20 protein-coding genes are annotated in these 26,413 nt (G+C 64.4%); 6 read left to right on the top strand and 14 right to left on the bottom strand.

The window, feature by feature from the left end:
* Positions 1-34 precede the first annotated feature (34 nt).
* Genes K3178_RS03370 through K3178_RS03345 form a run of 6 tightly spaced genes read left to right on the top strand, consistent with a single transcriptional unit; the run spans position 35 to position 9,434 of the window.
* Positions 35-1,543: a tryptophan halogenase family protein gene (locus tag K3178_RS03370; RefSeq protein WP_221569961.1), complete on the top strand. Its 1,509-nt coding sequence runs from the start codon at positions 35-37 to the stop codon at positions 1,541-1,543.
* The gene (locus K3178_RS03365) at positions 1,543-3,378 is read left to right on the top strand and encodes an alpha-amylase family glycosyl hydrolase (RefSeq protein ID WP_425594607.1); all 1,836 of its coding nucleotides are present in this window, start codon (positions 1,543-1,545) and stop codon (positions 3,376-3,378) included. The genes K3178_RS03370 and K3178_RS03365 overlap by 1 nt, the downstream gene beginning before the upstream one ends.
* The gene (locus tag K3178_RS03360) at positions 3,375-4,997 is read left to right on the top strand and encodes an alpha-amylase family glycosyl hydrolase (protein ID WP_221569959.1); all 1,623 of its coding nucleotides are present in this window, start codon (positions 3,375-3,377) and stop codon (positions 4,995-4,997) included. Before K3178_RS03365 ends, K3178_RS03360 begins: the two co-directional genes overlap by 4 nt.
* Positions 4,994-7,027, top strand: coding sequence for a glycoside hydrolase family 97 protein (locus K3178_RS03355; RefSeq protein ID WP_221569958.1), 2,034 nt, complete (start codon positions 4,994-4,996; stop codon positions 7,025-7,027). The genes K3178_RS03360 and K3178_RS03355 overlap by 4 nt, the downstream gene beginning before the upstream one ends.
* Complete coding sequence (locus K3178_RS03350; protein ID WP_221569957.1) at positions 7,024-7,941, top strand: alpha/beta hydrolase; 918 nt, start codon at positions 7,024-7,026, stop codon at positions 7,939-7,941. The genes K3178_RS03355 and K3178_RS03350 overlap by 4 nt, the downstream gene beginning before the upstream one ends.
* Positions 7,938-9,434 carry a tryptophan halogenase family protein gene (locus tag K3178_RS03345; protein WP_221569956.1) on the top strand — a complete coding sequence of 499 codons (1,497 nt, stop codon included), beginning with the start codon at positions 7,938-7,940 and terminating at the stop codon, positions 9,432-9,434. The genes K3178_RS03350 and K3178_RS03345 overlap by 4 nt, the downstream gene beginning before the upstream one ends.
* 9 nt (positions 9,435-9,443) lie before the next feature.
* Here K3178_RS03345 and K3178_RS03340 read toward each other — a convergent pair whose 3' ends face one another.
* The 14 genes from K3178_RS03340 to mraY form a co-directional block, all read right to left on the bottom strand.
* Positions 9,444-10,430: a hypothetical protein gene (locus tag K3178_RS03340; protein ID WP_221569955.1), complete on the bottom strand. Its 987-nt coding sequence runs from the start codon at positions 10,428-10,430 to the stop codon at positions 9,444-9,446.
* Positions 10,431-10,602: 172 nt separating this feature from the next.
* Positions 10,603-11,385: a Bax inhibitor-1/YccA family protein gene (locus K3178_RS03335; RefSeq protein WP_221569954.1), complete on the bottom strand. Its 783-nt coding sequence runs from the start codon at positions 11,383-11,385 to the stop codon at positions 10,603-10,605.
* A gap of 128 nt (positions 11,386-11,513) precedes the next feature.
* Positions 11,514-12,017 carry a type III secretion system chaperone family protein gene (locus tag K3178_RS03330; RefSeq protein WP_221570767.1) on the bottom strand — a complete coding sequence of 168 codons (504 nt, stop codon included), beginning with the start codon at positions 12,015-12,017 and terminating at the stop codon, positions 11,514-11,516.
* 150 nt (positions 12,018-12,167) lie between these two features.
* Positions 12,168-14,012 carry an SPOR domain-containing protein gene (locus tag K3178_RS03325; protein ID WP_221569953.1) on the bottom strand — a complete coding sequence of 615 codons (1,845 nt, stop codon included), beginning with the start codon at positions 14,010-14,012 and terminating at the stop codon, positions 12,168-12,170.
* A gap of 45 nt (positions 14,013-14,057) precedes the next feature.
* Entirely contained in the window at positions 14,058-15,890 is a 1,833-nt protein-coding gene (gene ftsZ, locus K3178_RS03320; RefSeq protein ID WP_221569952.1) for a cell division protein FtsZ, read from the bottom strand.
* 139 nt (positions 15,891-16,029) lie between these two features.
* On the bottom strand, positions 16,030-17,328 hold the full coding sequence (gene ftsA / locus K3178_RS03315; RefSeq protein WP_221569951.1) for a cell division protein FtsA: 1,299 nt from the start codon (positions 17,326-17,328) through the stop codon (positions 16,030-16,032).
* The gene (locus tag K3178_RS03310; RefSeq protein WP_221569950.1) at positions 17,328-18,233 is read right to left on the bottom strand and encodes a cell division protein FtsQ/DivIB; all 906 of its coding nucleotides are present in this window, start codon (positions 18,231-18,233) and stop codon (positions 17,328-17,330) included. The genes ftsA and K3178_RS03310 overlap by 1 nt, the downstream gene beginning before the upstream one ends.
* Positions 18,226-19,206, bottom strand: a complete 981-nt coding sequence (locus K3178_RS03305; protein WP_221569949.1) for a D-alanine--D-alanine ligase — start codon at positions 19,204-19,206, stop codon at positions 18,226-18,228. Before K3178_RS03305 ends, K3178_RS03310 begins: the two co-directional genes overlap by 8 nt.
* Positions 19,207-19,215: 9 nt before the next feature.
* Positions 19,216-20,145, bottom strand: a complete 930-nt coding sequence (murB, locus tag K3178_RS03300; protein WP_221570766.1) for a UDP-N-acetylmuramate dehydrogenase — start codon at positions 20,143-20,145, stop codon at positions 19,216-19,218.
* Positions 20,146-20,183: 38 nt separating this feature from the next.
* The gene (gene murC / locus K3178_RS03295) at positions 20,184-21,593 is read right to left on the bottom strand and encodes a UDP-N-acetylmuramate--L-alanine ligase (RefSeq protein ID WP_221569948.1); all 1,410 of its coding nucleotides are present in this window, start codon (positions 21,591-21,593) and stop codon (positions 20,184-20,186) included.
* Positions 21,590-22,786 carry an undecaprenyldiphospho-muramoylpentapeptide beta-N-acetylglucosaminyltransferase gene (murG, locus tag K3178_RS03290; RefSeq protein ID WP_221569947.1) on the bottom strand — a complete coding sequence of 399 codons (1,197 nt, stop codon included), beginning with the start codon at positions 22,784-22,786 and terminating at the stop codon, positions 21,590-21,592. The genes murC and murG overlap by 4 nt, the downstream gene beginning before the upstream one ends.
* Positions 22,783-24,042 (bottom strand): FtsW/RodA/SpoVE family cell cycle protein, encoded by a 1,260-nt coding sequence (locus K3178_RS03285; RefSeq protein WP_221570765.1) that lies wholly within the window; start codon positions 24,040-24,042, stop codon positions 22,783-22,785. The genes murG and K3178_RS03285 overlap by 4 nt, the downstream gene beginning before the upstream one ends.
* Before the next feature lie 5 nt (positions 24,043-24,047).
* The gene (gene murD / locus K3178_RS03280) at positions 24,048-25,337 is read right to left on the bottom strand and encodes a UDP-N-acetylmuramoyl-L-alanine--D-glutamate ligase (protein WP_221569946.1); all 1,290 of its coding nucleotides are present in this window, start codon (positions 25,335-25,337) and stop codon (positions 24,048-24,050) included.
* Complete coding sequence (gene mraY / locus K3178_RS03275; RefSeq protein WP_221569945.1) at positions 25,334-26,404, bottom strand: phospho-N-acetylmuramoyl-pentapeptide-transferase; 1,071 nt, start codon at positions 26,402-26,404, stop codon at positions 25,334-25,336. Before mraY ends, murD begins: the two co-directional genes overlap by 4 nt.
* Between the last annotated feature and the right edge of the window lie 9 nt (positions 26,405-26,413).

Here is a 26,413-nt window from a genome sequence, read left to right as displayed (position 1 = left end):
CACAAGGCCGGGCCTGCAAGGTTATGGTGAAGCCATGAGCAACACCGGAAACTTGAAGATCGTCATTGCCGGCGGCGGAACCGCCGGATGGATGGCCGCAGCGCTGTTCGCCCGCTTCCTGGGTGACACGGCGGAGATCACGCTGGTCGAATCCGATGCGATCGGGACGGTCGGCGTGGGCGAAGCGACCATTCCGCAAATCCATAATCTCATCCAGGGGCTTGGCCTGGACCAAGCCGAATTCATGCGCGCGACCAATGCCAGCTTCAAGCTTGGCATCGAGTTCGTCGACTGGCTGCGTGTAGGCCACAGCTATATCCACAGTTTCGGCGCGACCGGACGGACGGTCGGGCTCATCCCTTTCCGCCAGCTCTGGCTCCGCGGACGCGGCCTCGGCGTGGCGAAAGATTTCGGCTCTTATGGCCTCAACGTCGTCGCCGCGCGCGAACAGCGCTTTACGCTCGCCCCGCTGAAAAACGTGGCCGATCTCGGATACGCCTACCATTTCGACGCGAGCCTGCTCGCCAAGCTTCTGCGCAGCTACTCGGAAAAGCGCGGCGTGAAGCGTGTCGAAGGCAAGATCGCCGCATTCGAGCGCGATGGAGAGACCGGCGACATCACATTGATGACGCTGGAAAACGGCACCGCCTTGGCTGCGGACCTGTTCATCGATTGCACCGGTTTTGCGAGTCTCGCACTCGGCAAGACGCTCGGTGTGTCCTTCGTCGACTGGAGCGAATATCTCCCCTGTGACACGGCGCTGGCCGTACCGACCGAAGCGGGCGATCACCTGCGCCCCTATACGCAGTCCTTGGCGCGCCCCGCAGGTTGGCAATGGCGCATTCCGCTGCAGCATCGGACGGGCAATGGCCACGTCTTCTGCTCCTCCTTCATGGATGTGGGCGAAGCGACGGACCTGTTGCTCGCGAGCCTCGAGACGAAGCCGCTCGGCGATCCGCGCCCGATCCGCTTTCGCACGGGCCACCGCAAGGAATTCTGGTCGCACAATTGCGTCGCGCTGGGACTTGCCGCCGGTTTCATGGAGCCGCTGGAATCGACCTCGATCCACCTTGTCCAGTCGGGCGTTGCGCGTCTTCTCACCCTGTTGCCCGGCGACCTGAAGGGCGGCGCCAAAGCCCGCGAGGTCTTCAACCGGCAGTCGCAAATCGAGTGGGAGCGCATCCGCGATTTCCTGGTGCTGCACTACATCGCCAACGAGCGCGAAGGCGATCCCTTTTGGGACCATTGCCGCGCCATCACGCCGCCCGATACGCTCGCCGAGAAAATCGAGATGTTCGAAAATTCGGGCCAGATCGTGCGCGAGGACGAAGAGCTCTTCCTCGATGAAAGCTGGGGCCAGGTCATGCTGGGCCAGGGCATCGAGCCGCGTAGCTGGTCGCCGCTGGCCGACAACGTCCCAGCCAAAGATATCGGCCCCTTCCTTGGCGCAATCGAAAAGCAGGCGAGCATGATTGCAGGCTCGCTTCCGACACATCGCCAATTCCTGACCGGTTTTGTGGGCCGGGTAGCGGAGAGAACATGATGAAAAGCCCTATCCTGCCCCTTCTCGCCCTCGGTCTCTCGGCCTGCGCCACCGCGCAGACGCCCGCACCGCAATATGGTCAGGACCGGACGTTCCGCGATCGTGCACCGAGCGAGGAAGTGGTCTATTTCGTCCTGCCGGACCGCTTCGAGAATGGCGACACCTCGAACGACCTCGGGGATTTCACGGGCGATCGCCTGGCAACCGGTTTCGACCCCACGCACAAGGGCTTCTTCCATGGCGGCGACCTTGCAGGCCTTACCCAGCGCCTCGATTACCTCGAAGGTCTCGGCATTACGGCCATCTGGTTCGCACCGATCTTCCAGAACAAGCCGGTGCAGGGCCCCGCAGGCGACGAGAGTGCGGGTTATCACGGGTACTGGGTGACCGACTTCACCCGTCCCGATGGCCATTTCGGTACGCGCGAGGAATTCAAGGCCTTCGTCGACGCGGCGCACGCGCGCGGGATGAAGGTCTACATGGACATCATCACCAACCATACCGCCGACGTCATCCGATATCTGGAAGGCGACGAAACGGGTTACGTTTACCGCAGCAAGGGCGACTTCCCCTATTCACGGCGCGGCGGAGTGGATGGCCCGGCCATCAATCCCGGCTTCATGGGCGACGAGGACCGCAGCGCAGACAATTTCGCCAAGCTGGTCGACCCGTCCTATGCCTACACGCCGACGACCCTGAAGAGCGAAGCGGACATCAAGGTGCCTGCCTGGCTCAACGACCCGATCTACTACCACAATCGCGGCGACACGACCTTCTCGGGCGAAAGCAGCCGCCAGGGCGATTTCGTGGGGCTGGACGATCTCTTCACCGAGCATCCGCGCGTCGTCAAAGGAATGATCGATATCTACACCGGCTGGATCCGCGATACCGGTATCGACGGATTTCGCGTCGACACCGCGCGCCATGTAAATCCGGAGTTCTGGCAGGAATTCGTTCCCGCCATGCTTGAAACCGCGCGCGCAAGCGGCATTCCGAACTTCCACATCTTCGGCGAAGTCTACCGCGACGATCACGACAATGGCTATATCGCGCAATACACCCGCCGCGACGGCTTTCCTGCCGTGCTCGACTTTGCGTTCCAGCAGGGCATCCGCGAGGTCGTGAGCCAGGGCAAGGGGACTTTCATCCTCAACGAACTGTTCGACGGCGACGTGCTCTACGAAGGAGGCGAGGAAGCCGCGCTCGGCATGCCGACCTTCCTCGGCAATCACGATATGGGCCGCTTCACCACCATGCTGCGCTGGGACAATGAAGACATCGGCGCAGACGAAATGCTCGCGCGCACGAAGCTCGCCCATGCAATGCTGCTGACGCTGCGCGGCTCCCCGGTGATCTATTATGGCGACGAGCAGGGCTTCGTCGGCGACGGCAACGACCAGGCAGCGCGCGAGGACATGTTCCCGAGCCGCACGGAGAGCTACAATGACAACGACCTCATCGGGACCGATGCGACAACCACGGCGAGCAATTTCGACCGCGCGCATCCGCTCTACCGCCTGATTGCCGAATTTTCCGCCGTCCGCCGCGCGCACCCTGCCCTGTCGCGTGGGAAGCAGGTAGTGCGCCATTACGAAGAGGATGCGGGCATCTTCGCTGCCAGCCGTTTCGAGCCCGACACGGGGCGCGAATACCTGCTCGTCTTCAACACCACTGGTTCGGCGAAATCCGCGAATATCACGGTGGGATACGACGCGCGCAGCTTCGAAACGCTTGCTGGCAGTTGCCCGGCCGCCGTCAGCGCTCCTGGCAGCGCCGCTTTCACCCTTCCCGCATTCGGCTGGGCCGTATGCCGGGTTTCCGAGGTCGCAGAATGAACGTGAAAACCGATTTGAAAGCCGAAGTAGCGGCCAGCGAGGCGCTTCCCTGGTGGAAGGGCGCGACGATCTACCAGATCTACCCGCGTAGCTTCATGGATGCCAATGGCGACGGGATCGGCGATCTGCCGGGCATTACCCGGCGGCTGCCGCATATTGCCAACCTTGGCGTGGATGCGATCTGGGTTTCGCCCTTCTTCAAGTCGCCGATGAAGGACTTCGGCTACGACGTTTCCGACTATCGCGCCGTCGATCCCATCTTCGGCAATCTCGACGATTTCGACGCCTTGGTGGCCCGCGCGCATGAACTTGGGCTCAAAGTGCTGATCGACCAGGTCTATTCGCACACTTCCGACGAGCACAATTGGTTCAACGAGAGCCGTTCGAGCCGCGACAACCCGAAAGCCGACTGGTACGTCTGGGCCGACGCCAAGCCCGATGGTTCGCCGCCGTCGAACTGGCAATCGGTGTTCGGCGGTCCGGCATGGACCTGGGACGCGCGGCGCGGGCAATATTACCTGCACAATTTCCTCGCCAGCCAGCCGCAGCTGAACCTTCACAACAAGGATGCTCAGGATGCGGTGCTGGGCGTGATGCGCTTCTGGCTCGAGCGCGGGGTGGACGGTTTCCGCATCGATGCGCTCAATTTTGCCATGCATGACCCGCAGCTGCGCGATAACCCGCCCGCTCCGGAGAATGGTAAGCCGCGCACGCGCCCGTTCGATTTCCAGCTCAAGCAGTATAACCAGAGCCATTCGGACATCCCCGCCTTCATCGAGCGCATCCGCTCGCTGACCGACGAATTCGACGGCATCTTCACCGTGGCCGAGGTCGGCGGCGACGATGCGGTGCGCGAGATGCGGCTGTTCACCGATGGCGAAACGCACCTCAACTCCGCCTACAGCTTCAACTTCCTCTATGCGGACAAGCTGCGCCCCGAACTGGTCTGCGCCTCGCTGGCGGAATGGCCCGATGAAGAGCGCCTCGGTTGGCCGAGCTGGGCCTTCGAGAACCACGATGCACCGCGCGCGCTCAGCCGCTGGTGCACGCCCGAAGAGCGCGACGACTTTGCCCGGTTGAAGACGCTGCTGCTGATGTGCCTGCGCGGCAACGCCATCATCTATTACGGCGAGGAACTGGGCCTCACGCAGGTCGATATCCCCTTCGAGCAACTGCAGGACCCCGAAGCCATCGCCAACTGGCCGCTGACGCTGAGCCGCGATGGTGCGCGCACGCCCATGCCGTGGAATGCCAGCGCCTGCGCCGGCTTCGGCAGCACCGATCCATGGCTCCCGGTGGGCGAGGACAACCGCGCCCGCACCGTCGAAGCGCAGGAGGCCGACAAAAACTCGCTTCTCCACTTCACCCGCGAGGCGATTGCGCTGCGCAAGGCCCATCCCGCGCTGCATCACGGCAAGGTCGCCGAATGCCGCGCCGAGGGCGACCTGCTCGTTATCGTGCGCGAAGCCGGCGCGCAGCGCATCGAATGCCGCTTCAATCTTGGCAGCGCACCGATCGCCTGCAGTGATTGCCAAGGCGAGGTGCTGATGGCTATCAATGGCGCGAGCCACCGCGAATTGCCGGCACATGCCGCAATCATAACGGAGATATCCGCATGAACCGCCTAGCTCTTTTCCTGAGCGCCGCCCTCCTTCCCCTGTCCGCCGCACAGGCCGAGACCGTGTCCTCGCCCGACGGCCGCATCAAGGTCACGCTCGATGCCGATGGCGAAGGCATTCCCTTTTACGAGGTCAGCCGCGACGGCGTGCCGATCATCGCGAAATCGACCATCGGCTTCAATTTCACCGATGCCGACCCGATGCGCCGCAATTTCGAGGTCGTGAACTTCCGCGAGGAAGCGCACAATTCGACTTGGGAACAGCCCTGGGGCGAGCAGCAGTGGGTCAACGACGTCCATAACGAACTGGCGCTGACCTTCCGCCAGAAGGATCAGGCCGCGCGCCAGATCACCGTCCGCATGCGCGTGTTCGACGACGGCATCGGGTTCCGCACCGAATTCGCCGACAATGTGAACCAGCCGGTCTATCGGATCGCCGAAGAACTGACCGAGTTCAACATTGCGGGCGACGGCACTGCCTGGTCGATCCCTGCGGGCGACTGGAACCGGTACGAATATCTTTACGCCAAGACACCGATCAGCGCGCTGTCGACCGTCCACACGCCTGTGACCATGGTGATGGACAACGGCACGCACCTCTCCTTCCATGAGGCGGCGTTGGTCGATTATTCGGGCATGTGGCTCAAGCGGATGGACGGCACCCGCCTGCGCGCGCAACTGGCCCCATCACCGCGCGGGCCCAAGGTCATTCGCGAAGGCGCGTTCAACACGCCCTGGCGCACGATCCTCATCTCTTCCAACGCCAAGGGGCTGTTCGAGAGCGACATCACGCTGAACCTCAACGAACCCAACAAGCTCGGCGACGTTGGCTTTTTCACTCCGCACAAATACATCGGCATCTGGTGGGGTATGCATCTCGATATCGAGAGCTGGGCCAGCGGCGAGAAGCATGGCGCCACCACCGAAAACGCCAAGAAATACATCGATTTCGCTGCGGAGCACGGGTTCCGCGGCGTGTTGATCGAAGGATGGAACGTGGGCTGGGACGGCGCGTGGTTCGGCAATGGCCGCGATTTCAGCTTCACCGAGGCCTATCCCGATTTCGATATCGCCGAAGTTTCGCGTTACGGCATGGAAAAAGGCGTCCGCATCATCGGACACCATGAAACCGGCGGCAACATCAAGGTCTATGAGGAACAGCTCGAAGACGCGATGGCCTTTTACGAAAGCCTCGGCATCGATGCAGTCAAGAGCGGCTATGTCGCCGATGCGGGCGGCATCATTGCGCCCGCTGGCGAAGGCGGCATGGGCGAGACCTTCGTGTGGCACGACGGGCAGGAGATGGTCCGCCACCACCTCAAGGTGGTCAAGGAAGCGGCCGAGCACGGTATCGCAGTGAACCCTCACGAACCCATCAAGGACACCGGCCTTCGCCGCACCTATCCCAACTGGGTCAGCCGCGAAGGTGCACGCGGGGCGGAATATGATGCATGGGCCGTGCCGAAGAACGATCCCGGCCATGTACCTGAACTGATCTTCACTCGCATGCTGTCTGGCCCGATGGACTACACTCCGGGCGTGTTCTCGCTCGAGGGTCGCGGCGCGACCGCGCCCGACCTTCCCAGCACGCTCGCGCGGCAGCTGGCGTTCTACGTGACCATCTATTCGCCCATCCAGATGGTCGCCGACCTGCCCGAAAACCTCGTCAAATATCCGCGCGCGCTCGATTTCGTGAAACGCGTTCCGGCAGACTGGGCCGAAAGCATGCTCATCGACGGCAAGGTCGGTGAATATGCCGTGATCGCCCGCCGTGACCGGAACTCGCTCAATTTCTACGTCGGCGCAGTGACCGACGAGCAGGAGCGCAATGTCAGCGTGCCGCTGTATTTCCTCGACCCGGGCAAGACCTATTCGGCCACGATCTGGCGCGACGGGGCGAGCGCCAATGGCCTTGGCGCAGACCGCCATGCGATGGAAGTCGAGAAAAAGACGGTTACTGCCGACCAGACGCTGGACCTGCGCATTGCGCCTGCCGGCGGCTTCGCGATCGAATTCGTACCGCAAGGGTGATCCGCTCCCTCGCCTCTGCCGCACTCCTGCTGGGGGTGATCGGTTGCACCCTGCCCACGCCTGCGGAAAGCGGGCGGACGGTGGAAATCGAGGCGATCGAGGTGGACGGCCTGCCTACGCAGCGCGTGACGATCTGGCTGCCGCCCGAATATGATGCGCAATCCGATCGCCGTTTCCCCGTGCTCTACATGTGGGACGGGCAGAACCTGCTCGACCCCTCGCAAACGCAGTACAACAAGGCGTGGATGGTGCAGGACGTGCTCAAGGGCATGGTCGCACGCGGAGAGGCCGAGCCGCATATCGTGGTCGGCATCTGGTCTCCTTCGGGCAAGGATCGCTACCGCAGCTACGTCCCGCAATTTGCCGAGAATGCGAAGGGCATGGTGGCCAGGAGCGTGTCCGACATGGCGGGCGGCCCCATCGCATCCGAGCGCCAGCTGGGCTGGGTTGCTGACACGCTGATCCCGCAGATGGAGCGCGATTACCGCGCCCGAACGGGTGCGGAGAACCGCACCATCGTCGGCGCGAGCATGGGCGGGGTGATGTCCTGCTATTCGATCATCGAGCGACCCGAGGTATTCGGCCGCGCCGGATGCGTCAGCGCGCATCTCGCCATGGCAGACCCGCAGATGGCACCGCAGCACGACGAACAGATCGCCTGGCTGTGGGACACCTATCTTGATGGGCATCTCGGCAATCCGAACGGCAGGCGGATCTGGATGGACCACGGGGCCGAGCTGCTCGACAGCTATTACGGCCCCTGGCAGATCATGCTGGCCGAAGACTTCGCGCAGCGCGGCTGGCGCGAGGGCGAGGACTTCACCGCCCGCGTCTATGACGGTGCGGAGCATGACGAGAATTTCTGGCGTGAGCGCATGCCCGAAATGCTCACGTGGCTCTGGCGCGAGAAATGAGCGAGGCTGCCCCGCCCCATGTAGTCGTCCTGGGCGGCGGCAGCGCCGGCTGGATGACCGCCTGCCTTTTCCACCAGCGGTGGGGTGATCTCGGCGGCAAGGTGACGGTGGTGGAGAGCCCCGCCATCGGCATCATCGGCGTGGGCGAAGGCTCCACCCCGCAGCTGAAAGCCTTCTTCGACCAGCTCGGCATCGACGAGGCCGAATGGATGGCGGCCTGCGATGCCACCTACAAGCTCGGCATCCGCTTTACCGGATGGAGCAAGGTTGCTGGCTTCGAAAGCTATTTCCACCCCTTCCCCGGTCCCGTCGACCTACATACCGAGCCCGGATTCGCGCATAATTGTGCGCTGCGGCGGCGCGGGGGCGATGTTCCGGCACACCCCGACGACTGGTTCCTGGCGGCGACCCTCGCCCGGGCCGGCAAATCGCCCCATGCGGGCGAGAATTTCCCGTTCGCTCCCAGCTACGGCTATCATTTCGACGCGCACAAGCTGGGCGGCTTCCTGCGCGAGTGGGCGGTTGCGCGCGGCGTCGAACATTTGCCGCTCAAGATCCTCCATGCGGAGCTGACCGACGAGGGCGATATCGCCGCCTTGCTGGGCGAAGACGGGGTGCGGATCGAGGGCGACCTGTTTGTCGACTGTTCGGGCTTCGCTTCCATCCTTGCGCAACAGAAAATGGGTGCCAAGTTCCTCCCCTTCGGCGACAATCTGTTCAACGACCGGGCGGTCGTGATGCCGACGCCCCACAGACAAACGCCGCGCCCGCAGACCGATGCAATCGCCATGCGTGCCGGCTGGCGCTGGTCGATCCCGCTCACGACGCGGGTTGGCAATGGCTATGTCTATTCCTCGCGCCACATCTCCGACGAGGAGGCCGAGCGGGAACTACGCTCGGCCATCGGCATGGAGGGCGAGGAGACACAGGCCCGGTTTCTGTCGATGAAAGTCGGCCGGATCGAAAACAGCTGGAACCGAAATTGCCTGGCGACGGGCCTGTCGCAGGGTTTCATCGAGCCGCTCGAGGCGACCGCGCTCCATATCGTCATTCATACGGCGACGGATTTCGCGGAAGCCTTCGAGGCGGGCGGGTTCACCGGGCAGCACCGCGATACCTTCAACCGCCGGATTGCCGAGCGGTATGACGGGATCCGCGATTACATCGTGGGCCATTACCGGCTCAACCAGCGCGGCGACACCGACTACTGGCGCGAGAATGCAGCCAACCAGTCACTTCCTGCTGGCTTGAAGGACATGATGACCGCCTGGTTCACCCACCGCGACCTGGCGGAAGCGAACCGCGCGATCAACGGCACGCACCCCGCCTATCCGGCCATGAGTTGGCATTGCCTTTTCGCAGGCTATGGCAGCTTTCCGGGGCCGGAAAAGCTCCAGCCGCTGCCGCAAGGCATCAGGGCTGCGGACCGCGATGCGACGCGCGCAATGCTCGATGCCTGCGCGCTCAACTTTCCCGATTACAAGCCGGCCTGAGGCAGGGCCTCAGGGGACCGGTGTGTCGTCTTCCGGTTCGGTGGTAATGTCCCCGCCGACCGGCGTTTCGCCCTGTACGACCTCGCCCGACTGGAAAATCGGGCCTTCGGTAGGCAGAGTTACCACCGGTTCGCCATTGGCGTCGGTCTGGTCGGTAGCGATCACCACAGGGGTCTGTCCGGTGGCCGGCGGTATGTCGACGGGTGCCGAGACTTCACCCGCTACGGTGACCGGAGCCGTGGCGGGCATGGAATTCACCAGCGTCTCGCCGGGCGCGACATCGACCGAAGGATCGAGCGGATTGGTATAACCCTGCACCGTGGTGGTGACGGTGGGCGGGCCATATTGCGAGTCCCAGGCTCGCAAATCGACGCGATATTGCTCGTAGGCGCGGAAGAAGTCTTCGAAAACGCTCTCGATGCGCGGCAATGCGACGGCAGCGAAAGTGTCGAGATCGCTCGGCGCGATCTGGTTTACTTCCTGGCTGATCGCGAAGGACACATCGCAGAATTCGGTCTTCGCGGGCGGGAGCGCGAAGTAGTTGTAGACCTGAGTCATGTAGCTGTCCTGCACGTCGCGAAAGGTCGCGCCGTAACGCTGGCGAAACTCGCTCTGCAGCGCGCGGTTGGTGGCCGAAAGCTCCTTGGCGTTGCGCTTCAGGAAGGCGCCGTAATTATCGACCAGCCCGGTGTACTTCATGTCGAGGCAGTTGAGCGCGGCGACGTTCAGTGCAGAACGCAGGTTCCAGGTCGTCTGCGCAGGCGTGAGATTGGCGTTGACCGTCTGGCGCACGCCGGTTGCAGCGACCATCGGGATGGTCATGCTGGTCGTCGCGCCCATCGGCGGCGTGGGCCGGGGCGGGATTACGACCGGCGGCGGAGGGGGCGGCGGTGGAGGTGGAGGCGGAGGCGGCGGAGCGGTAGTGCAGGCGGCAGCGGCCACGAGACCGGCAGTGACTGCGAAAATGCGAATGGCTTGTTTCGTTGTGCGGCTCACGATGCGCCGACCCTCCTCAATTCTTGGCTCTCATTGTCGCGCGCCGTTCATTGACGGGACATGAAGCGGAGCCAGTCCTAGCGCGTTGACCGGACAAAGAAAATGCCCGGGGCGAGAGTTTCGCCCCGGGCACGTTTAACTGACCTGCAAATGCGGTCGGCAGGGGCGAGGCTTACTCGCGGTTGCCGAGGAACTGCAGGAGGAACATGAAGAGGTTGATGAAGTCGAGATAGAGGCTGAATGCGCCCATCACGACTGCTTTGCCCGCATATTCCGTACCGCGCACGAACGAGTATTCGTTCTTGAGGCGCTGCGTGTCGTAAGCCGTGAAACCTGCGAAGATCAGCACGCCGAGGATGTTGATCACGAGGCCCATGGCGCCCGACTGGAAGAAGAATGCGTTGAGCAGCATCGCAACGATGATCCCCACGAGGCCCATGACGAGGAAGCTTCCCCAGCCCGAAAGGTTCTTCTTGGTCGTGTAGCCGAAGAGGCTCAGCCCTGCGAAGGCCGCGGCCGATGCGAAGAAGGCCGAGGCAATGGATTCGCCGGTGTAGGTCATGAAGATGGTCGACATCGACAGGCCGAACAGCACCGCGAAGGACCAGAACATCACCTGCAGCGTCGTTTTCGAGAAGCGCTGCACGCCCCCGAAGCTCAGCACGAGGATAAAGGCCAGCGGCGAAAGCGAGATGATCCAGCCCAGCATGCTCGGCTGCACGGCGTTGCCATACGGCGTCTGGACGACGTTATAGGCGGCTTCGAACAGCGGCGTACCGACGAACAGCAGCGCAACGATGCCGGTGAGCAGCACGCCCGATGCCATCATGTTGTAGATCGACAGCATGTGCTTGCGCAGGCCTGCGTCGAACGTGGTCCCGCGGGTAGCCGCGTCACCAGCGCGCGGCACAGACGTCATGTCCACACGGCGGTCGGTTTCGTTGAAATCGGCCATGGTAGTCAATTCTCCATTGTGCGAGGGCGAACCCGGGCCTTCGCTTCTGTGGTCAATATCGGGTGATTAGCGGCTTATTTCAAGCGAAACCGGAAGGGTTATGGCTAACGCGAAATCAAGGATTTGCGTCAGGCTTCCCCGGCGGCATCGACCATCGCGGCCTTAAGCGCATCGCGCGGGGCCTTGTCGCCCCACAGCACGAACTGGAAGGCAGGATAAAAGCGGTCGCATTCCTCGACCGCGATCTCGACCAGCGATTGCGCCTGGTCGAGGCTGATGAGCCCCTCGCTGCCGAGCAGGGTGCCGTTGCGATAAAGCAGCACGCCGCCGTTCGACCAGATGTCGAAATGGCCGAGCCACATCTGCTCGTTGGCCAGCGCGACGAGTTCGTACGCTGCGCCCATCTTCTCGCTCCCGATACGGACGTCCGGCAGGCAAAGGATCTGCAGGACGCGGTCCTCGGGGCGCCAGATCCCGCGCAGCTGGTATTTCGCCCAACTGCCCTGGATTTCGCCGCATATCTCGTCGGCAGAGGTTTCGCACGGCCAGCCGCGAGCTTCGAAGAGGGCCAGCAGCATGTCGAGCGGCGCTGCGTCCTCCTCGACCTCGTATCGCTGTTCTCCGGCGCGCATCATGGGTTTCCCGTCCAAGCCATGCGTCCCATGTGCAGAAGGCCCACGGCACTTGGCAATCGGGCCGGGCGACGGTGCTGGGGAGAAACGAAAGCGCTTGTGCAAACCCTGTGAACAAGCTGCCCGATACGGATAGCGGGGGCGGCGCGCTCAATCGAGCTTGTCGATCGCTTCGCCGTCTTCGCTGGTGAAGGTGAAGCTGTCGATCCCCATAGCTTTCAGCCTGTTGACCGCCTCGCGCGCAGCCTGCGCCGAATCATAGGGACCGGCGAGGAGGCGGTTGGCCGCCCCCCATTTCACCACGAAGGGACCCTTGCCGGTGAGTTCGCCCTCGGCACCGCGCGATATGCGCCGCCAGTCGAAACCGAGCGCCTTGCGGTCCTGTCCGGTCGCGACCTGCACCCAGTGGCGCGAGGGATGCGCGGGTGGCGGTGGCGGACCTTTGGGCGCAGTCGGCGCGCCTGCCAGGGCGAAGATCTCCTCGCCCGCTGCGCTCGAGAAGGGAAAGCTGTCGACGCCGATCGCCTTGAGACGGTTCACGACCTCGCGCGCGTCACCCGCGCTCTCGTAAGGCCCTGCAAGAAGGCGGTTTGCTTCGCCCCAGGGAGCGGTGAAGGCGTCCTTGCCAGCAAGCTCTCCGCCCGCGCCGCGCGTTATGCGGCGCCAGTCGAAGCCGAGGGCGGAGATATCCTTGCCGGTGGCCAGCTGGACCCAGTGGCGCGGCGGATGGACCGGAGCGGCCGGCTCCTCGCGTTCGCGCGGGACATTGATGGCAGTGATGTCGACCGCTCCTGCTCGTGGTGCTGTCGAGCCGGAATTGGCGAGATTGAAACCGGCAAAGGCCTCTTCGAGGTCGGGCCGCGGAGGTGGTGGTGGTGGCGGGGGCGGAGGCGGTGGCGGTGAGGTCACCGCGACGGGCCGCGATGGTTGCGCGCCCATGTCGACGGGTTGCGTGGCCGGCTCCCGGCTGACGGGCGGAAGCTCGGCACTGCGACTGACAGCTGGCAGTTCGGCAGAAGCCTGACGGGTCGGCGCAGGCGCATTCCGGGTCGCCTGCTGCGCTTCCTGGCGCCGCTCGCGGCGGGCCTGGCGATTGTCCCGGCTCCGCGTATCCGCGCGGCTTTCCCGCTGCGAGCCAAGCTGGGGACCGGTCGGCGTCAGTGAGGCGTCTACCGAAGCAGCCCTGCCGCTGTTCGAAGGCGAATAGGCGGCAATCTGCGCATCGTCCTGCCCGATGGCAGCGGTACGCGGGAAAACGCCGAGCGCGCCAGCCGCAGCCTGTTGGGCCGGGGTCAGCTGCGTCATGTAGCGTAGATAGGGCTCGATCTGCGCGGCGGCAGGGCCGGGCATCATGTCGCGCGCGATCTTTACCGCGGCCTCGGTCTCGCCAAGGATCGCCAGTCCGAATGCGCGGGTGCGGAAGGCGGCGTTATCGCCCTGCTGCAGCAGCGGCAGGAGCGCGGCTTCGAACCCTGACTTGTCGCCCGAAATCGCGTGGCTCAACGCCAGATTGCGGCGGACGGTCGGATTATCTCCAGCCGAAAGCGCGAGGCGGTAAAGCTCCTGTGCGCTCTTGGAATCGCCGACGAGATCGAAGGCGAGCGCCCGTTCGGCAGCCATGGTCCGCAGCGGAATACCGCCTCGTTCCGCCTCCGCGAAAAGCCTAAGCGCCTCTACCGGACGGCGCGAGAGCGTATAGGCGCGCCCCAGCCCCAGCGAAATACGCGGATTGCTGGGAGTAATCGCCTGCGCCCGGCCGAAAAAGCCGATGGCAGCCGGGACGTCGCCCAGCTTCAGCGCCGCGTCGCCTGCATCGAGCAAAGCCGAGACATTATTGCCATCATAGGCGAGCCGCTGGAGCGCTGCGCTCAGCTCAGCAGAACCGGGGGGCGGCAGGGCCTGGACGACTTCCTGTGCGCGCAGGCCGCCCGCTCCAACCGCCAATGCGGCTAGTGCGGCCGAGGTTGCCCAGCGTCTGGCGTTTCGTATTGCCATCTCACCCGACCAACGCGCGGGAAGGCGCGATGGTCCTGCCTTGGTTTACTGGTTGTTCTGGCGGCCGAGGAAACGCGGGATGTTGAGGCCGCCGCTGCCGCCTTCATCATCATCCTCGTCTTCGTCCTCATCGTCGACTGCGCTGCTCGAGCCGCGCGACAAGTTCGCCATGCGCTCGAACAGGGTGCTGCCCTGAGGCGATCCGCCACCGGCCGGGGCACCGCCCCCACCGCCGGCACTACCGCCGCCTGCTCCGGCTCCGCCAGCACTCGCGCCGCCGGCACCCGCACCATCGGTGCCGGCGCCACCCATGGCGGGCCCGCGCTGCGGCTTTTGCGACAGCGGATTGTAATTCGGGTCGACCGGCTCGTCGAATTCCTCGGAGAGGTCGAGCGGTGCGGCGCCGCCATCCGCATCGTCGACGAAGCCGTCGCCTTCTGCAGCACCTACTTCGAAACCGCTGTCGTCCGCAGGCGGAGGAACCGCACCGTGATCGTCGGCGAAATCGGCATCATCCGCTTCGGCGCGGCGCAGGCCGGCGAGCGGATCGACGATGCCGTCGACGTCGTCGTAATCTTCCTCTTCCTCGTCACCGTAGTCGTTGCCGCCGGTGGACGGCGAGAGGCCTGCCGGGTTCATCAGCGGGCCTTCTTCATCCTCGCTGTCGTCATAGGCAGGCTCGGCGACCTCGGGCTCGTAAACCGGCTCGGGCTCGGGCTCCGGCTCGTAGGCGGGCTGTTCTTCGTAGACCGGCTCGGGCTCGGGTTGCGGTTCCGGCTCGGCCGAGAGGCCTTCGCTGAGTTCGAACGGTTCTTCCTCGGGCTCGCTTTCCTGCAGGTCGAGCACGGGGCGCTGCGGGGCGCGCTGCGGGGCCATGGAGAAATTGCGCGGCTGCGCGGGCATGGCACTGCCGTCATGCTCGATACCGGTGGCGACCACCGACACGCGGATCTTGCCGTCGAGATCGGGATTGAAGGCGCTGCCCCAGATGATGTTCGCATCTTCGTCGACCAGCTCGCGGATGTGGTTCGCAGCCTCGTCGACTTCGAGCAGCTTCATGTCCTCGCCGCCGATGATCGAGATGATCACGCCCTTCGCGCCCGCCATGCTGACACCGTCGAGCAGCGGGTTTGCGATTGCGCGTTCGGCAGCTTCGAGAGCGCGGTTGTCGCCTTCTGCCGTACCCGTACCCATCATCGCCTTGCCCATTTCGCTCATCACGCTGCGCACGTCGGCGAAGTCGAGGTTGATGAGGCCCGGCATGACCATCAGGTCGGTAATCGAGCGCACGCCCTGCTGGAGCACTTCGTCGGCGAGCTCGAAAGCTTCCTTGAAGGTAGTGTCCGCCTTGGCGACCAGGAACAGGTTCTGGTTGGGAATGACGATCAGCGTGTCGACATGCTTCTGCAATTCCTCGATGCCCGCTTCGGCGCTGCGCATGCGGCGCGTGCCTTCGAACAGGAACGGCTTGGTTACCACGCCTACGGTGAGCACGCCCTTCTTGCGCGCGGCCTCGGCGATAACCGGCGCAGCGCCCGTACCCGTGCCGCCGCCCATGCCGGCAGCGATGAAGCACATGTTCACGCCGTCGAGCGCGTCCTCGATATCCTCGACCGTCTCCTCGGCCGCTGCCTTGCCTACTTCGGGCCGTGCACCTGCACCAAGGCCGCCGGTGATATCGGGCCCGAGCTGGATGCGCTTTTCGGCCGGGGAACTCGCCAGCGCCTGCGCATCGGTATTGGCGACGATGAAATCGACGCCCTCGATCTCGGCGTCCATCATGTTGGCAATCGCGTTGCCGCCCGCCCCGCCGACGCCGACCACCATGATCTTGGGGCGCATGTCGTCGCTGGAGGCGGGTCCGATATTGATGCTCATTGGGCGTTCCCTTGGGACTGAAATTTGGCCGCGGCCGTGTTGCACACGCTTTTGGCACAAGACGATTCGCGCATGCAAAGGTTAAATGGCGTTATCCACCGCGCTTTACAGTGATTTCGCGCTAGTTTCGGGCGGTGTATCAGAAATACTCGCGCACCGCCTGTACAACGCGATTGACGAGGCCGAGCCCCGAATAGCGCTTGGTCGGCTGGTAGGAGGGGCCGATGGTGCGGATATCGACCGGGTCTTCGCTGGCATACAGGCACAGGCCTGCAAGCGTCGCAAAGCCCGGCGTGGCGTGCGCTTCGGGCAGGCCGCGCAGCGCGGGCGGCTTGCCCCGGCGGACCGGGAGGCCGAGCGCGCCCTGCATGAATTCGGCGATACCGTGCAATTCCGCCCCGCCTCCGGTGAGGACGACCTGCCCGCCGTTTCCACCGGAAAAGCCCATGGCTTTCAGGCCCTTGCTGATCTCGGTCGTCATCGTGCCAAGCCGGTCGGTGACCACCGATACGAGCTCCGCACGAGGAATGCGGTTCTGCTCGTCCGCCCCTCGCGCAAGGCGTCCGCTGGCTTCCTCGCCCGGTGCATTGACGGGGATCATCTCGCGGTGATCGCTGGGCGTTGCGATGGCCGACCCGGCGACGCATTTGAGCCGCTCCGCCTGCCCGCGCCTGATGCCGAGCGAGCTGGCGATGGCGTCGGTAATATCGTTCGAGCCTACCGGGATCGAGCGCAGGCCCAGCAGCATTCCGCCAGCGTGGACCGAAACATTGGTCACCTGCGCGCCGATTTCGACCAACGCCACACCCAGATCGCGCTCTTCGTGCGAGAGGCAGGCGTAGGCAGCGGCCAGCGGGCTTGCGACTACGCCCTCGACATCGAGATGCGCGCTCTGCACCGCTTCGATGAGGTTGCGCACCGGCGCACCCTCGGCGAGCGTCACATGGATATCGACTCCCAGCGCCTCGGCATGGAGGCCGATGGGGTTCGCCACGCCATGCGCCCCATCGAGTGTGTAGTGGGCGGGCTGTGCGTGCAGGACCATGCGCCCGTCAGGCTGGATATGATCGCGCGCGGCGAAGAGCAGGTGTTCGACGTCGTCCTCGTCGATACGCCGCCCGCCGATGGCGATTTCGACGCTGGCAATCTTGCTGGAGAGGCCCGCGCCCGCACAGCCGATCCAGACGCTGGAGACGCTGGTGTTCGCCGAGGCCTCGGCTTTCTCGACCACCGTGCGAATGGCATGGGTGGCTGCGGCCATATCGGTGACATAGCCGCGCTTGATGCCCTCTGCCTTGCGGTGCGAGGAGCCGAGCACGATCATCTCGCCGTCTTCGCTCTGGCCCATGATCATGGCCGAAACGCGGAAACTCCCGATGTTCACCGCCGCATGGACGCGGGCGATTCGGGGCATGGGCGTGTGGGGCGAACTGGCCATTATTCCGCGCTCCCCGCCTGCATGCTTCGCGGGCAAGGCCCGTCCTTGCAGCGGAGATAGGCGCGGTCGGGCACGCGCATGTCGATGGCGATTGCCTTGCCGCCGATCAGCCGGTTGCGACCGTCCATCTCGGCGAATTTCACCAGCGCGGCAGGCCCCTGGTCACCTTCGGGCAGCGCGAGCATCTGGCCGGTCTTGAAAGTGAGGTTCCAGCGGCGGTTGCCGATCCATTCGGCAGCGGCGATCTGCGGCTTCAAGGCAGGTGCGGCATCGAGCAGGCGGCCGAGTTCACCCACCTGTTTCTGCGCGCCGGGGCCGGTAATCAGCAGCATGTCCTTGGCCGCAGTGGCCGAGATCGGCTCGAGCTCGTGCCCCTCGGCATCGACGAGGATCAGCCGGTCGGCCTTTTGCACCACGGCATGCGGTTCGCGCTCGACGATATCGATGCGCAGCAAATCGGGCAGTTGGCGCGAGACACGCGCATCCTTCACCCACGAGAGTTCGAGCAGCCGCTCGCGGATTTCGCCGACCTCGACCAGCGGCATCGGGCGGTCCTGCTCGCCGAGCACGCGCTCGTAGACAACCTGTTCGTTCATCCGCTCGACACCGGTAACGCGCACGCGCTCGACCTCGAAACCGGCGCGACCGGCCGACTTCGCCAATTCGGCCTGCGCCAGTTCGGGAACGCCGGCATATTTTGCCACGCTCCACACGATGACCATGCCGATCGCCAGGATGCTGACGAGGAAGAACTTGTGCCACTGGTCCTCGGTAAAGGGCAGCGCCGCCATTGCGCGGTCGAGCAGGCCCGAAGTGTGCTTCTTCGCCGCGCGCGCCTTCTGGCTGCGGCTGCGCGCCGCGGCAGACCGGCGCACGCCGGTGGGCTTGCGGGTGACCTTAGCCATCGCGCCTCTTGTCCTCATGGTAACGCAGCGCGGCAGCGATCACGGTTTCGACCAGCTCGCCATATTCGATGCCTGCGTGCTTCGCCTGCTCTGGCACGAGGCTGAGCGGCGTCATGCCCGGCTGGGTGTTGGTTTCGAGCACGAAAAGGCCGTCCTCGCCCTGCTCCTCGTCCCAGCGGAAGTCGGTCCGGCTGGTGCCGCGACAGCCGAGCACCTTGTGCGCCTTGAGCGCAATCTCGAGACACATGTCGCGGATATGCTCGGGAATGTCGGCGGGGCAGACGTGGTCGGTCATGCCGTCGGTATATTTGGCGTCGAAATCGTAGAAACCGCTCTTGGGCTTCAGTTCGGTTACCGCCAGCGCGCGCGAACCTTCGGGGAAGTCGACCACGGCAGACGTCATCTCGCGGCCCTTGATATAGGGTTCGGCGAGCAATTCCTTGAAATCCTGCCACGGGCCCTTGGCATCGCGGCTGATCGGATTGCCGTAATTCCCCTCGTCAGTGACGATGGCGACGCCCACCGAGCTGCCTTCGTTGACGGGTTTGAGCACATAGGGGCGCGGCAGCGGGTCGCGCTCGAAAATATCGACGCTTTTCACGATCCGGCCGCCGGGCATCGGAATGCCGTGCGGGACGAGCGCCTGCTTGGTCAGCTGCTTGTCGATCGCGATGACTGAAGTAGCGAGGCCCGAATGCGTATAGGGCACGCCCATCAGGTCGAGCATGCCCTGTACGCTGCCATCCTCGCCGGGAACGCCGTGGAGCGCGTTGAACACGACATCAGGCTTCGCCTCGGCGATGCGCGCGGCGACGTTGCGGTCCATGTCGATGCGCGTGACCTTGTGGCCGCGCTCTTCCAGCGCCTTGGCGACGCCTTCGCCCGACATCAGGCTGACGGGGCGTTCGTTGGCCCAGCCGCCCATCAGGACGGCGATGTGGATGTCATCGGGGAGTTTGGGGAGATCGGTCATTATCGGTCCTTAAGGTCGCCCCACACGTTGTATTTCCCATTCGAGCTCGACGCCCGAATTCTCGTAGACGCGGCGTTTCACTTCCTCTCCCAGCCCTTCGATATCGGCGCTGGTGGCATCGCCCGTATTGAGGAGGAAGTTGGTGTGCTTCTCGCTCACCTGTGCGCCGCCCATTTTCAGGCCGCGACACCCGGCGGCATCGACCAGTTCCCACGCCTTCTTCCCCGGAGGGTTCTTGAAGGTCGAACCACCCGTCTTGGTGCGCAAAGGCTGCGAGTTCTCGCGCGCCTCGGCGATTTGATCCATCTTCGCGCCGATGGCTTCAGGATCGCCCGGCTCTCCCTGGAAACGGGCGGAGACGACCACTGCACCTTCCGGGAGGGCAGAGTGGCGATAGCTGTATTGCAGGTCCGATGCGGGCAGCATGATCAGCTGGCCGCCGGGCATGACGACCTCGCAATCGATCAGCACGTCGCTCACCTCGCGCCCATAGGCACCGCCGTTCATGCGTACGAAGCCGCCGACGGTGCCGGGGATGCCGCGCATGAATTCGAGGCCGGCCACGCCGCAATCGCGCGCCGCGCTTGCAACGAGGATACCATGCGCACCGCCCCCGCATTCGACCACGCAGCTTTCGTCGTCGATAGAGACATCGGCAAAGGTCTTGCCCAGCTTGATCACCACGCCGGGCACGCCGCCATCGCGCACGATCATGTTCGATCCGAGGCCCAGCGCCATCACCGGCAAATCGCCGTCGAGGCGGCGCAGGAATTCCTTGAGGTCTTCCATGTCGGCAGGCTCGAACAGCCAGTCGGCATTGCCGCCACTCTTGAACCAGACCAGCTTGGCGAGCGGCGCATCGGGCGTAAGCTTGCCCTTGAGGCCATGGGTATCGATCGGCGCTTCGATGCTGCCTTCGACCGAACAATCGGGAGCCATTCCGCTATCCCAGTTCCAGACGTCGTTTTCCTGCGGACTCACGCGGCGCGCTCCTGCTCGATGGCATCGGCAAGGCCAGCGGCCCACTTGGTGATGTCACCTGCGCCGAGGCAGACGATGAGGTCGCCTTCCTCGATGTCTCCGGCGAGGGACTTCGCGAGATCGTCCCGATCATTCACGGTCGCCGCATTGCGGTGGCCGCGCGATTTGAGGCCCTCGACCAGAGTGTCAGAGTTCACGCCCTCGATCGGGTCCTCGCCTGCTGCGTAAACGGGCGTGACATAGACCTGGTCTGCCTCGTTGAAGCTGCTCTGGAAATCCTCGAACAGATCGCGCAGGCGGGTATAGCGGTGCGGCTGCATGACGGCGATGACGCGGTTGCGCGCCGCCTCGCGCGCCGCGGAGAGCACGGCGCGGATTTCGACCGGGTGGTGGCCATAATCGTCGATCACGGTGGCGCCTGCCACACTGCCGACATTGGTGAAGCGACGGCGCACGCCGCCGAAGCTGGAGAAGCCGTTGCAGATCACCTCGTCGGGGCAACCCATTTCGATGGCGACGGCGATCGCGGCAAGCGCGTTCTGGACGTTGTGGCGGCCCGGCATGGGCAGGCAGACGTTCTCGATCCGCCGGTCTTCCTCGCCGCGCTGGCGCACGATCACGTCGAAGCGGTTGCCGCCTTCGTGCGGCTGGACGTTCACGCCGCAGATATCGGCCTGGAGGTTGAAGCCATAGGTCACCACGCGGCGGTCGCGGACCTTGCCGATCACCGCCTGCACTTCGGGATGGTCGATGCAAAGCACTGCCGCGCCGTAAAAGGGCACGTTGTGGATGAACTCGACGAAGGCGTCCTTCACACCGTCGAAATCGCCGTAATGGTCGAGATGTTCGGGATCGATATTGGTGACGACCGCAATCGTGCCGTCCAGCCGCAGGAAGCTGCCGTCGCTCTCGTCGGCCTCGACGACCATCCAGTCGCTATCGCCCAGCCGCGCGTTCGAGCCGTATTGCTCGATGATGCCGCCGTTGATGACGGTGGGGTCGACATCGCCGCAGTCGAGCAGGCTGGCGATCATGCTGGTGGTGGTCGTCTTGCCGTGCGTGCCGGCCACCGCGATGGTGGATTTGAGGCGCATGAGCTCGGCGAGCATTTCGGCGCGGCGCACCACGGGAATGCGGTTTTCAAGTGCGTGGGCGACTTCGGGATTGGTGCGCTTGACTGCGGTCGACGTCACGACGACCGCGGCACCTTCGACGTTTTCCTTCTCGTGCCCGATATGGACCGAGATGCCCTGCTTGCGCAGGCGCTCCACGGTGGGGCTTTCGTTGATGTCCGAACCCTGCACCGTGTAGCCAAGGTTGTTCATCACCTCGGCAATGCCCGACATGCCGATACCGCCGATGCCGACGAAGTGGATCACACCGATATCGGTGGGTACGCCCTTCATTCTGCGCTCTCCCGTTTCGCGCCCTGGCCCGCTGGTACGCCCTGAGTGGCGCCGCGAGCATTATTTCCGCCCACGCGGATAACATCCATCATGTCCGCCCCGCCGAAGCTTTCGACGAGGTCGGCAAGGTCCTCTACGGCCTTGGGGCGGCCGCAGTTCCATGCGGCATGGGCAGCATTGGCGAGCGCCTGCGGATCGTCGGCGAGCACGCGGATCTGCTTGGCGAGTTCCTTGGACTCAAACTTTTCCTGCCGGATCATCCGCGCCCCGCCCGCCTTGGCCATTTCGCGTGCATTGAAGGCCTGGTGATCGTCGGTCGCGATGGGCAGCGGGATGAGGATTGCAGGCCGGCCCACCGCGGTCAGTTCGGCAATCGTCGAGGCGCCGGCGCGGCCGATGAAGAGGTGCGCATCGGCAAGGCGGCTCTGCATGTCCTCGAAATAGGTCGCCAGTTCTGCCGGAATGCCATGCGTGCGGTAGCGCTCGCGCACCGCGTCGAGGTCTTCGGGGCGGCACTGCTGGGTGACCTGCAGGCGCTGGCGAATGGCGGGCGGGAGCATGGCAAGGCCATCGGGCACGACCTCGGACAGGACCCGCGCGCCCTGGCTGCCACCCGTCACCAGCACGCGCAGGAGCCCGTCCTCGCCATAAGGCGGGAAAGGCTCGTCGCGCAGCGCCAGCACATTCGCGCGCACCGGATTGCCGACAAGATAGGTCTTGCCCTTATGCGCAGGCTTGAGGCGCTGCACGTCGGGATAGGCCGTCGCGATCGCGTTCACACGCCCCGCAAACAACCGGTTCACGCGGCCCAGCACGGCGTTCTGCTCGTGCACGATGGTCGGGATGTTTGCCGATGTGCTCGCGAGGATAGAAGGCAGCGAGGGATAGCCGCCGAAGCCGACAACCGCGCTCGGCTGGAAACTGTCGAACAGGCGCCTGGCCATGCTGCGTCCTTCCCACACGGCCTTGGCGCCCTTCAGCCATTGCAGCGGGTTCTTGCCGAAGCGGCCTGCGGGCAGGATATGCGCGGGCATGAAGTCGGGCTTGCCCGGTATCTGCGCGCCGCGTTCGTCGGTGATCAGCGCGACATGGTGACCGCGCCTCTCGAGCTCGGCAGCCAGCGCGAAGGCGGGCAGGATGTGGCCACCGGTCCCTCCGGCAGCCAGCACGTAGTGGCGGCTCGACCCGGTCACTGGTGAATCTCGCGCGTCACGCGCGCCTCAGGCGTCTTCATCGCGCCCCCCTGCCCGATGCCCAGCAGGTCGCCAAGTCCCCTCGTGGTGGTTTTGAGATAGGGATTGCGCCGTGTGATGGCGATCAGCAGCCCCACGGTCAGCGCGATGGCCATGGTCGACGAACCACCATAGCTTATCAGCGGCAGCGTCATCCCCTTCGAGGGGAATAGCTGGAGGTTGACGAGGATGTTGATGAAGGCCTGTCCACCCAGGAGCGCGACCAGCCCGGTGCCCGCCAGCAGCGCGAACAGATCCTCCTCGTCCACCAGCCGCATCAGCACGCGCAATATGATGGTGAGGTAGAGCAGGACCACGAAACCGCAGACGATCAGGCCGAATTCCTCGCCGATGACGCTGAAGATATAGTCGGTATGCGCTTCGGGCAGGCTCATCTTGCGAAGGCCGAGGCCATAACCCGCGCCCGTCCAGCCCCCGGCGAGCAGCGTGCGGCTGGCAAGGTCGACCTGGTCGTAAGCCGTGCCGCCGCCAAGGAAGCCGTCGATACGGTGGCGGGCATTGTCATATAGGAAGTATGTGGCTGTCAGCAGAAACAGCCCGCCGCCCATAACGATGCCGAGCCGCTTCAAGGGTATTCCTGCCAGCAGGATCATTACGCCCCACACGCCCGCGAACAGCATCGCTTCACCGAAATTCGGCTGCATCATCAGCAGCGCGCCGATGAGGCCGGTGAGCCCGGTCACGATCCACAGGACCGGCAAGTTGGGATCGCGCATGCGCCAGGACAGGACCCAGGCGACCACGATCACGAAGGCGGGCTTCAAAAACTCGGACGGCTGGAACTGCATGCCGATCACGATCCAGCGCCGCGCGCCGTTGATCTCCACCCCGATAAAGGGGACGAGGAACAGGAGACCGAGCATCGCGGCGGCGATCACGACGCCAAGCCGCCGCGCATTCTCGCGGCTGAGTATCGAGACACTGAACAGGATGCACAGCGCCACTGCCTGCCAGCCGAGGTGGCGGTAGAAAAAGTAGAGCGGGTCGAGCGTTTCGGACGAGGTCGAGAGCCGGTCCGCACTGGCCGGGCTCGCGGCCGCAACCGCGATTGCGCCGCCCGCCATTAGGAACAGCACGAGTCCAAGGAGCGCGCGATCGATCTCGCGCCACCAGATTTTCAGCTGGCTCCAGCGCGATAGCTTGCCGCCCGGGATGTGCGCAGGCTTACGCTTGGCGCCGGGGACGAAGGGCTGCATGGCAGTCACTGCGCTTTTTCCCTTTGGGCCTCCACGAGTTCACGGAAATGCTCGCCGCGCTTTTCGAAGTCGATGTACTGGTCGAAGCTGGCGCAGGCGGGCGAGAGGAGGACGGTGTCGCCTGCCTCAGCCTTTGCGGCTGCGGAGGTCACTGCGCGGTCGAGCGTTTCGCATTGCTCCACTGGCACGCGGCCCTCCAGCAGAGCGGCGAAGTCCGGCCCGGCCTTGCCGATGGTGTAGGCGGCTTTGACGTGGCCGAGTTCGGCCTCGCATTCACCCAGCCCCGGCTCTTTGGCGAGCCCCCCGAGTATCCAGTGGATGTTGTCGAACGCCGCCAGCGCGGGGGCAGAGGCGGCGGTGTTCGTGCCCTTGCTGTCGTTGACGTAAGCGACGCCGAAAATTTCGGAGACACGCTCCATACGATGCGGGAGGCCCGTATACGAGGATAGCCCGTGCTCAATGTCCGCATCTGAAACGCCCAACGCTTCGCAAGCATGCGCCGCCGCGCTGGCGTTTTGTGCATTATGGGGTCCAGACAGGGCTGGCGATCCCGTTGCGCGCGGGTAGGCGAAGATTGGCTCCTCCGCTTCATCGCGGAGCGTGTCGGCGATCGCATCGCTGTAGATGTCATTGCCGGCGAATATCTTGGTGTGTTCTTCGGATTGCAGGTCGAACAGCCGCGCCTTGGCCTCGGCGTAAGCGTTCATGTCACCATCATACCGATCCAGATGGTCCGGCGTGATGTTCAGCAGCACCGCCACATCGCAATCGAGCGAAAAGGTCAGGTCGATCTGGTAGCTCGAGAGCTCCAGCACATATACCCCGCCTTCGGGCAGCGGCTCCTGCTCTAGGATCGGCAGGCCGATATTGCCGCCCATGGTGGTCGGCACGGCTGCGGTCTTGAGGATGTGGTGGACCAGCGCGGTGGTGGTCGACTTGCCATTGGTGCCGGTGATGCCGACGACCTTGTGCGGAGGCAGGTTCTCGCGCGCCTGTGCGAACAGCTCGATGTCGCCGATCACAGGCACGCCGAAGCTGTCGGCATGCGGCTTGATCGGGTGGGTGTTGAGCGGGACGCCGGGGCTGACGACCACGCCTGCAAAGCCCGCCAAGTCCGCCTCCAGCGGATCGCCGATGGCGCAGCGACCGTTGTATGGCTCGCGCGCTTCCTCGCGGTCGTCCCACACCAGCACGTCCGCGCCCGCGGCAAGAAGCGCCTCGACCGTCGCCCGGCCGGACCGCGCGAGGCCGAGCACCGCGTATTTCTTGTCCTTCCAGGCGGGCGAGGTGATCATCTGAGCTTGAGCGTTGCCAGCCCCAGGAGTGCGAGCACGATGGCGACGATCCAGAAGCGGATCACGACCTTGCTCTCGGACCAGCCGAGCTGCTCGAAATGGTGGTGGATGGGCGCCATGCGGAAGACCCGCCGGCCCGTGCGCTTGAACCAAAAGACCTGGATGATGACCGAAAGCGCCTCGAACACGAACAGCCCGCCGACGATCGCCAGCACGATCTCGTGATGCGTCGCCACGGCAATCGCGCCCAGAGCGCCACCCAGTGCCAGCGAGCCGGTATCGCCCATGAAGACGGCGGCAGGCGGCGCGTTGAACCACAGGAAGGCGAGCCCCGCGCCCATGATAGCCGCGCAGAAAATCGCCAGCTCGCCCGCGCCTTCGACATAGGGAATGCCGAGATATTCCGAATAGTCCACGCGGCCCACGAGATAGGCGATCACCGCGAAGGTACCCGCAGCGATAATCACCGGCATTGTCGCAAGTCCGTCGAGCCCGTCGGTGAGGTTCACCGCATTGCCCGATCCCACGATCACGGTCGCGGCGAAGACGTAGTAGAGCGGCCCCAGTTCGATGCCGAAATTGTTGACGAAGGGGACGTAGACGAAGGTGTTGATCTGGCTGACGATCAGCCAGCTCGCCACGCCGGCAACGGCGAATTCCAGCAGCAGGCGGACCCTGCCCGACACACCCTTGTGGCTGGCCTTGGAGACCTTGTCGTAATCGTCGAGGAAACCGATCAGACCGAAGCCGCCGGTCACTGCAAGACAGGCCCAGATGAAGGGATTGCGCAAGTCCATCCACAGCATCAGCGAAAGGAAGAGGCTGATGAGGATCATCAACCCGCCCATCGTCGGCGTACCGACCTTGGCAAGGTGGGTCTGCGGCCCGTCTTCGCGGATCGGCTGGCCCTTGCCCTGGCGCACACGCAGCATGTCGATGAAGCGCGGACCGATGAACAGGCCGATGATCAGCGCCGTCAGCAGCGTCGCCCCCGCGCGCGCCGTCTGGTAGCGCACGAGGTTGAACAGCCCTTCGAAATTGAAATACTCGGCGAGGAGATAGAGCATTGGGCCGCT

Source organism: Qipengyuania sphaerica, assembly GCF_019711595.1.
Taxonomy (GTDB): domain Bacteria; phylum Pseudomonadota; class Alphaproteobacteria; order Sphingomonadales; family Sphingomonadaceae; genus Qipengyuania; species Qipengyuania sphaerica.
Note: the sequence above shows the minus strand (reverse complement) of the source record. Positions and strands in the feature narration are given on the sequence as shown.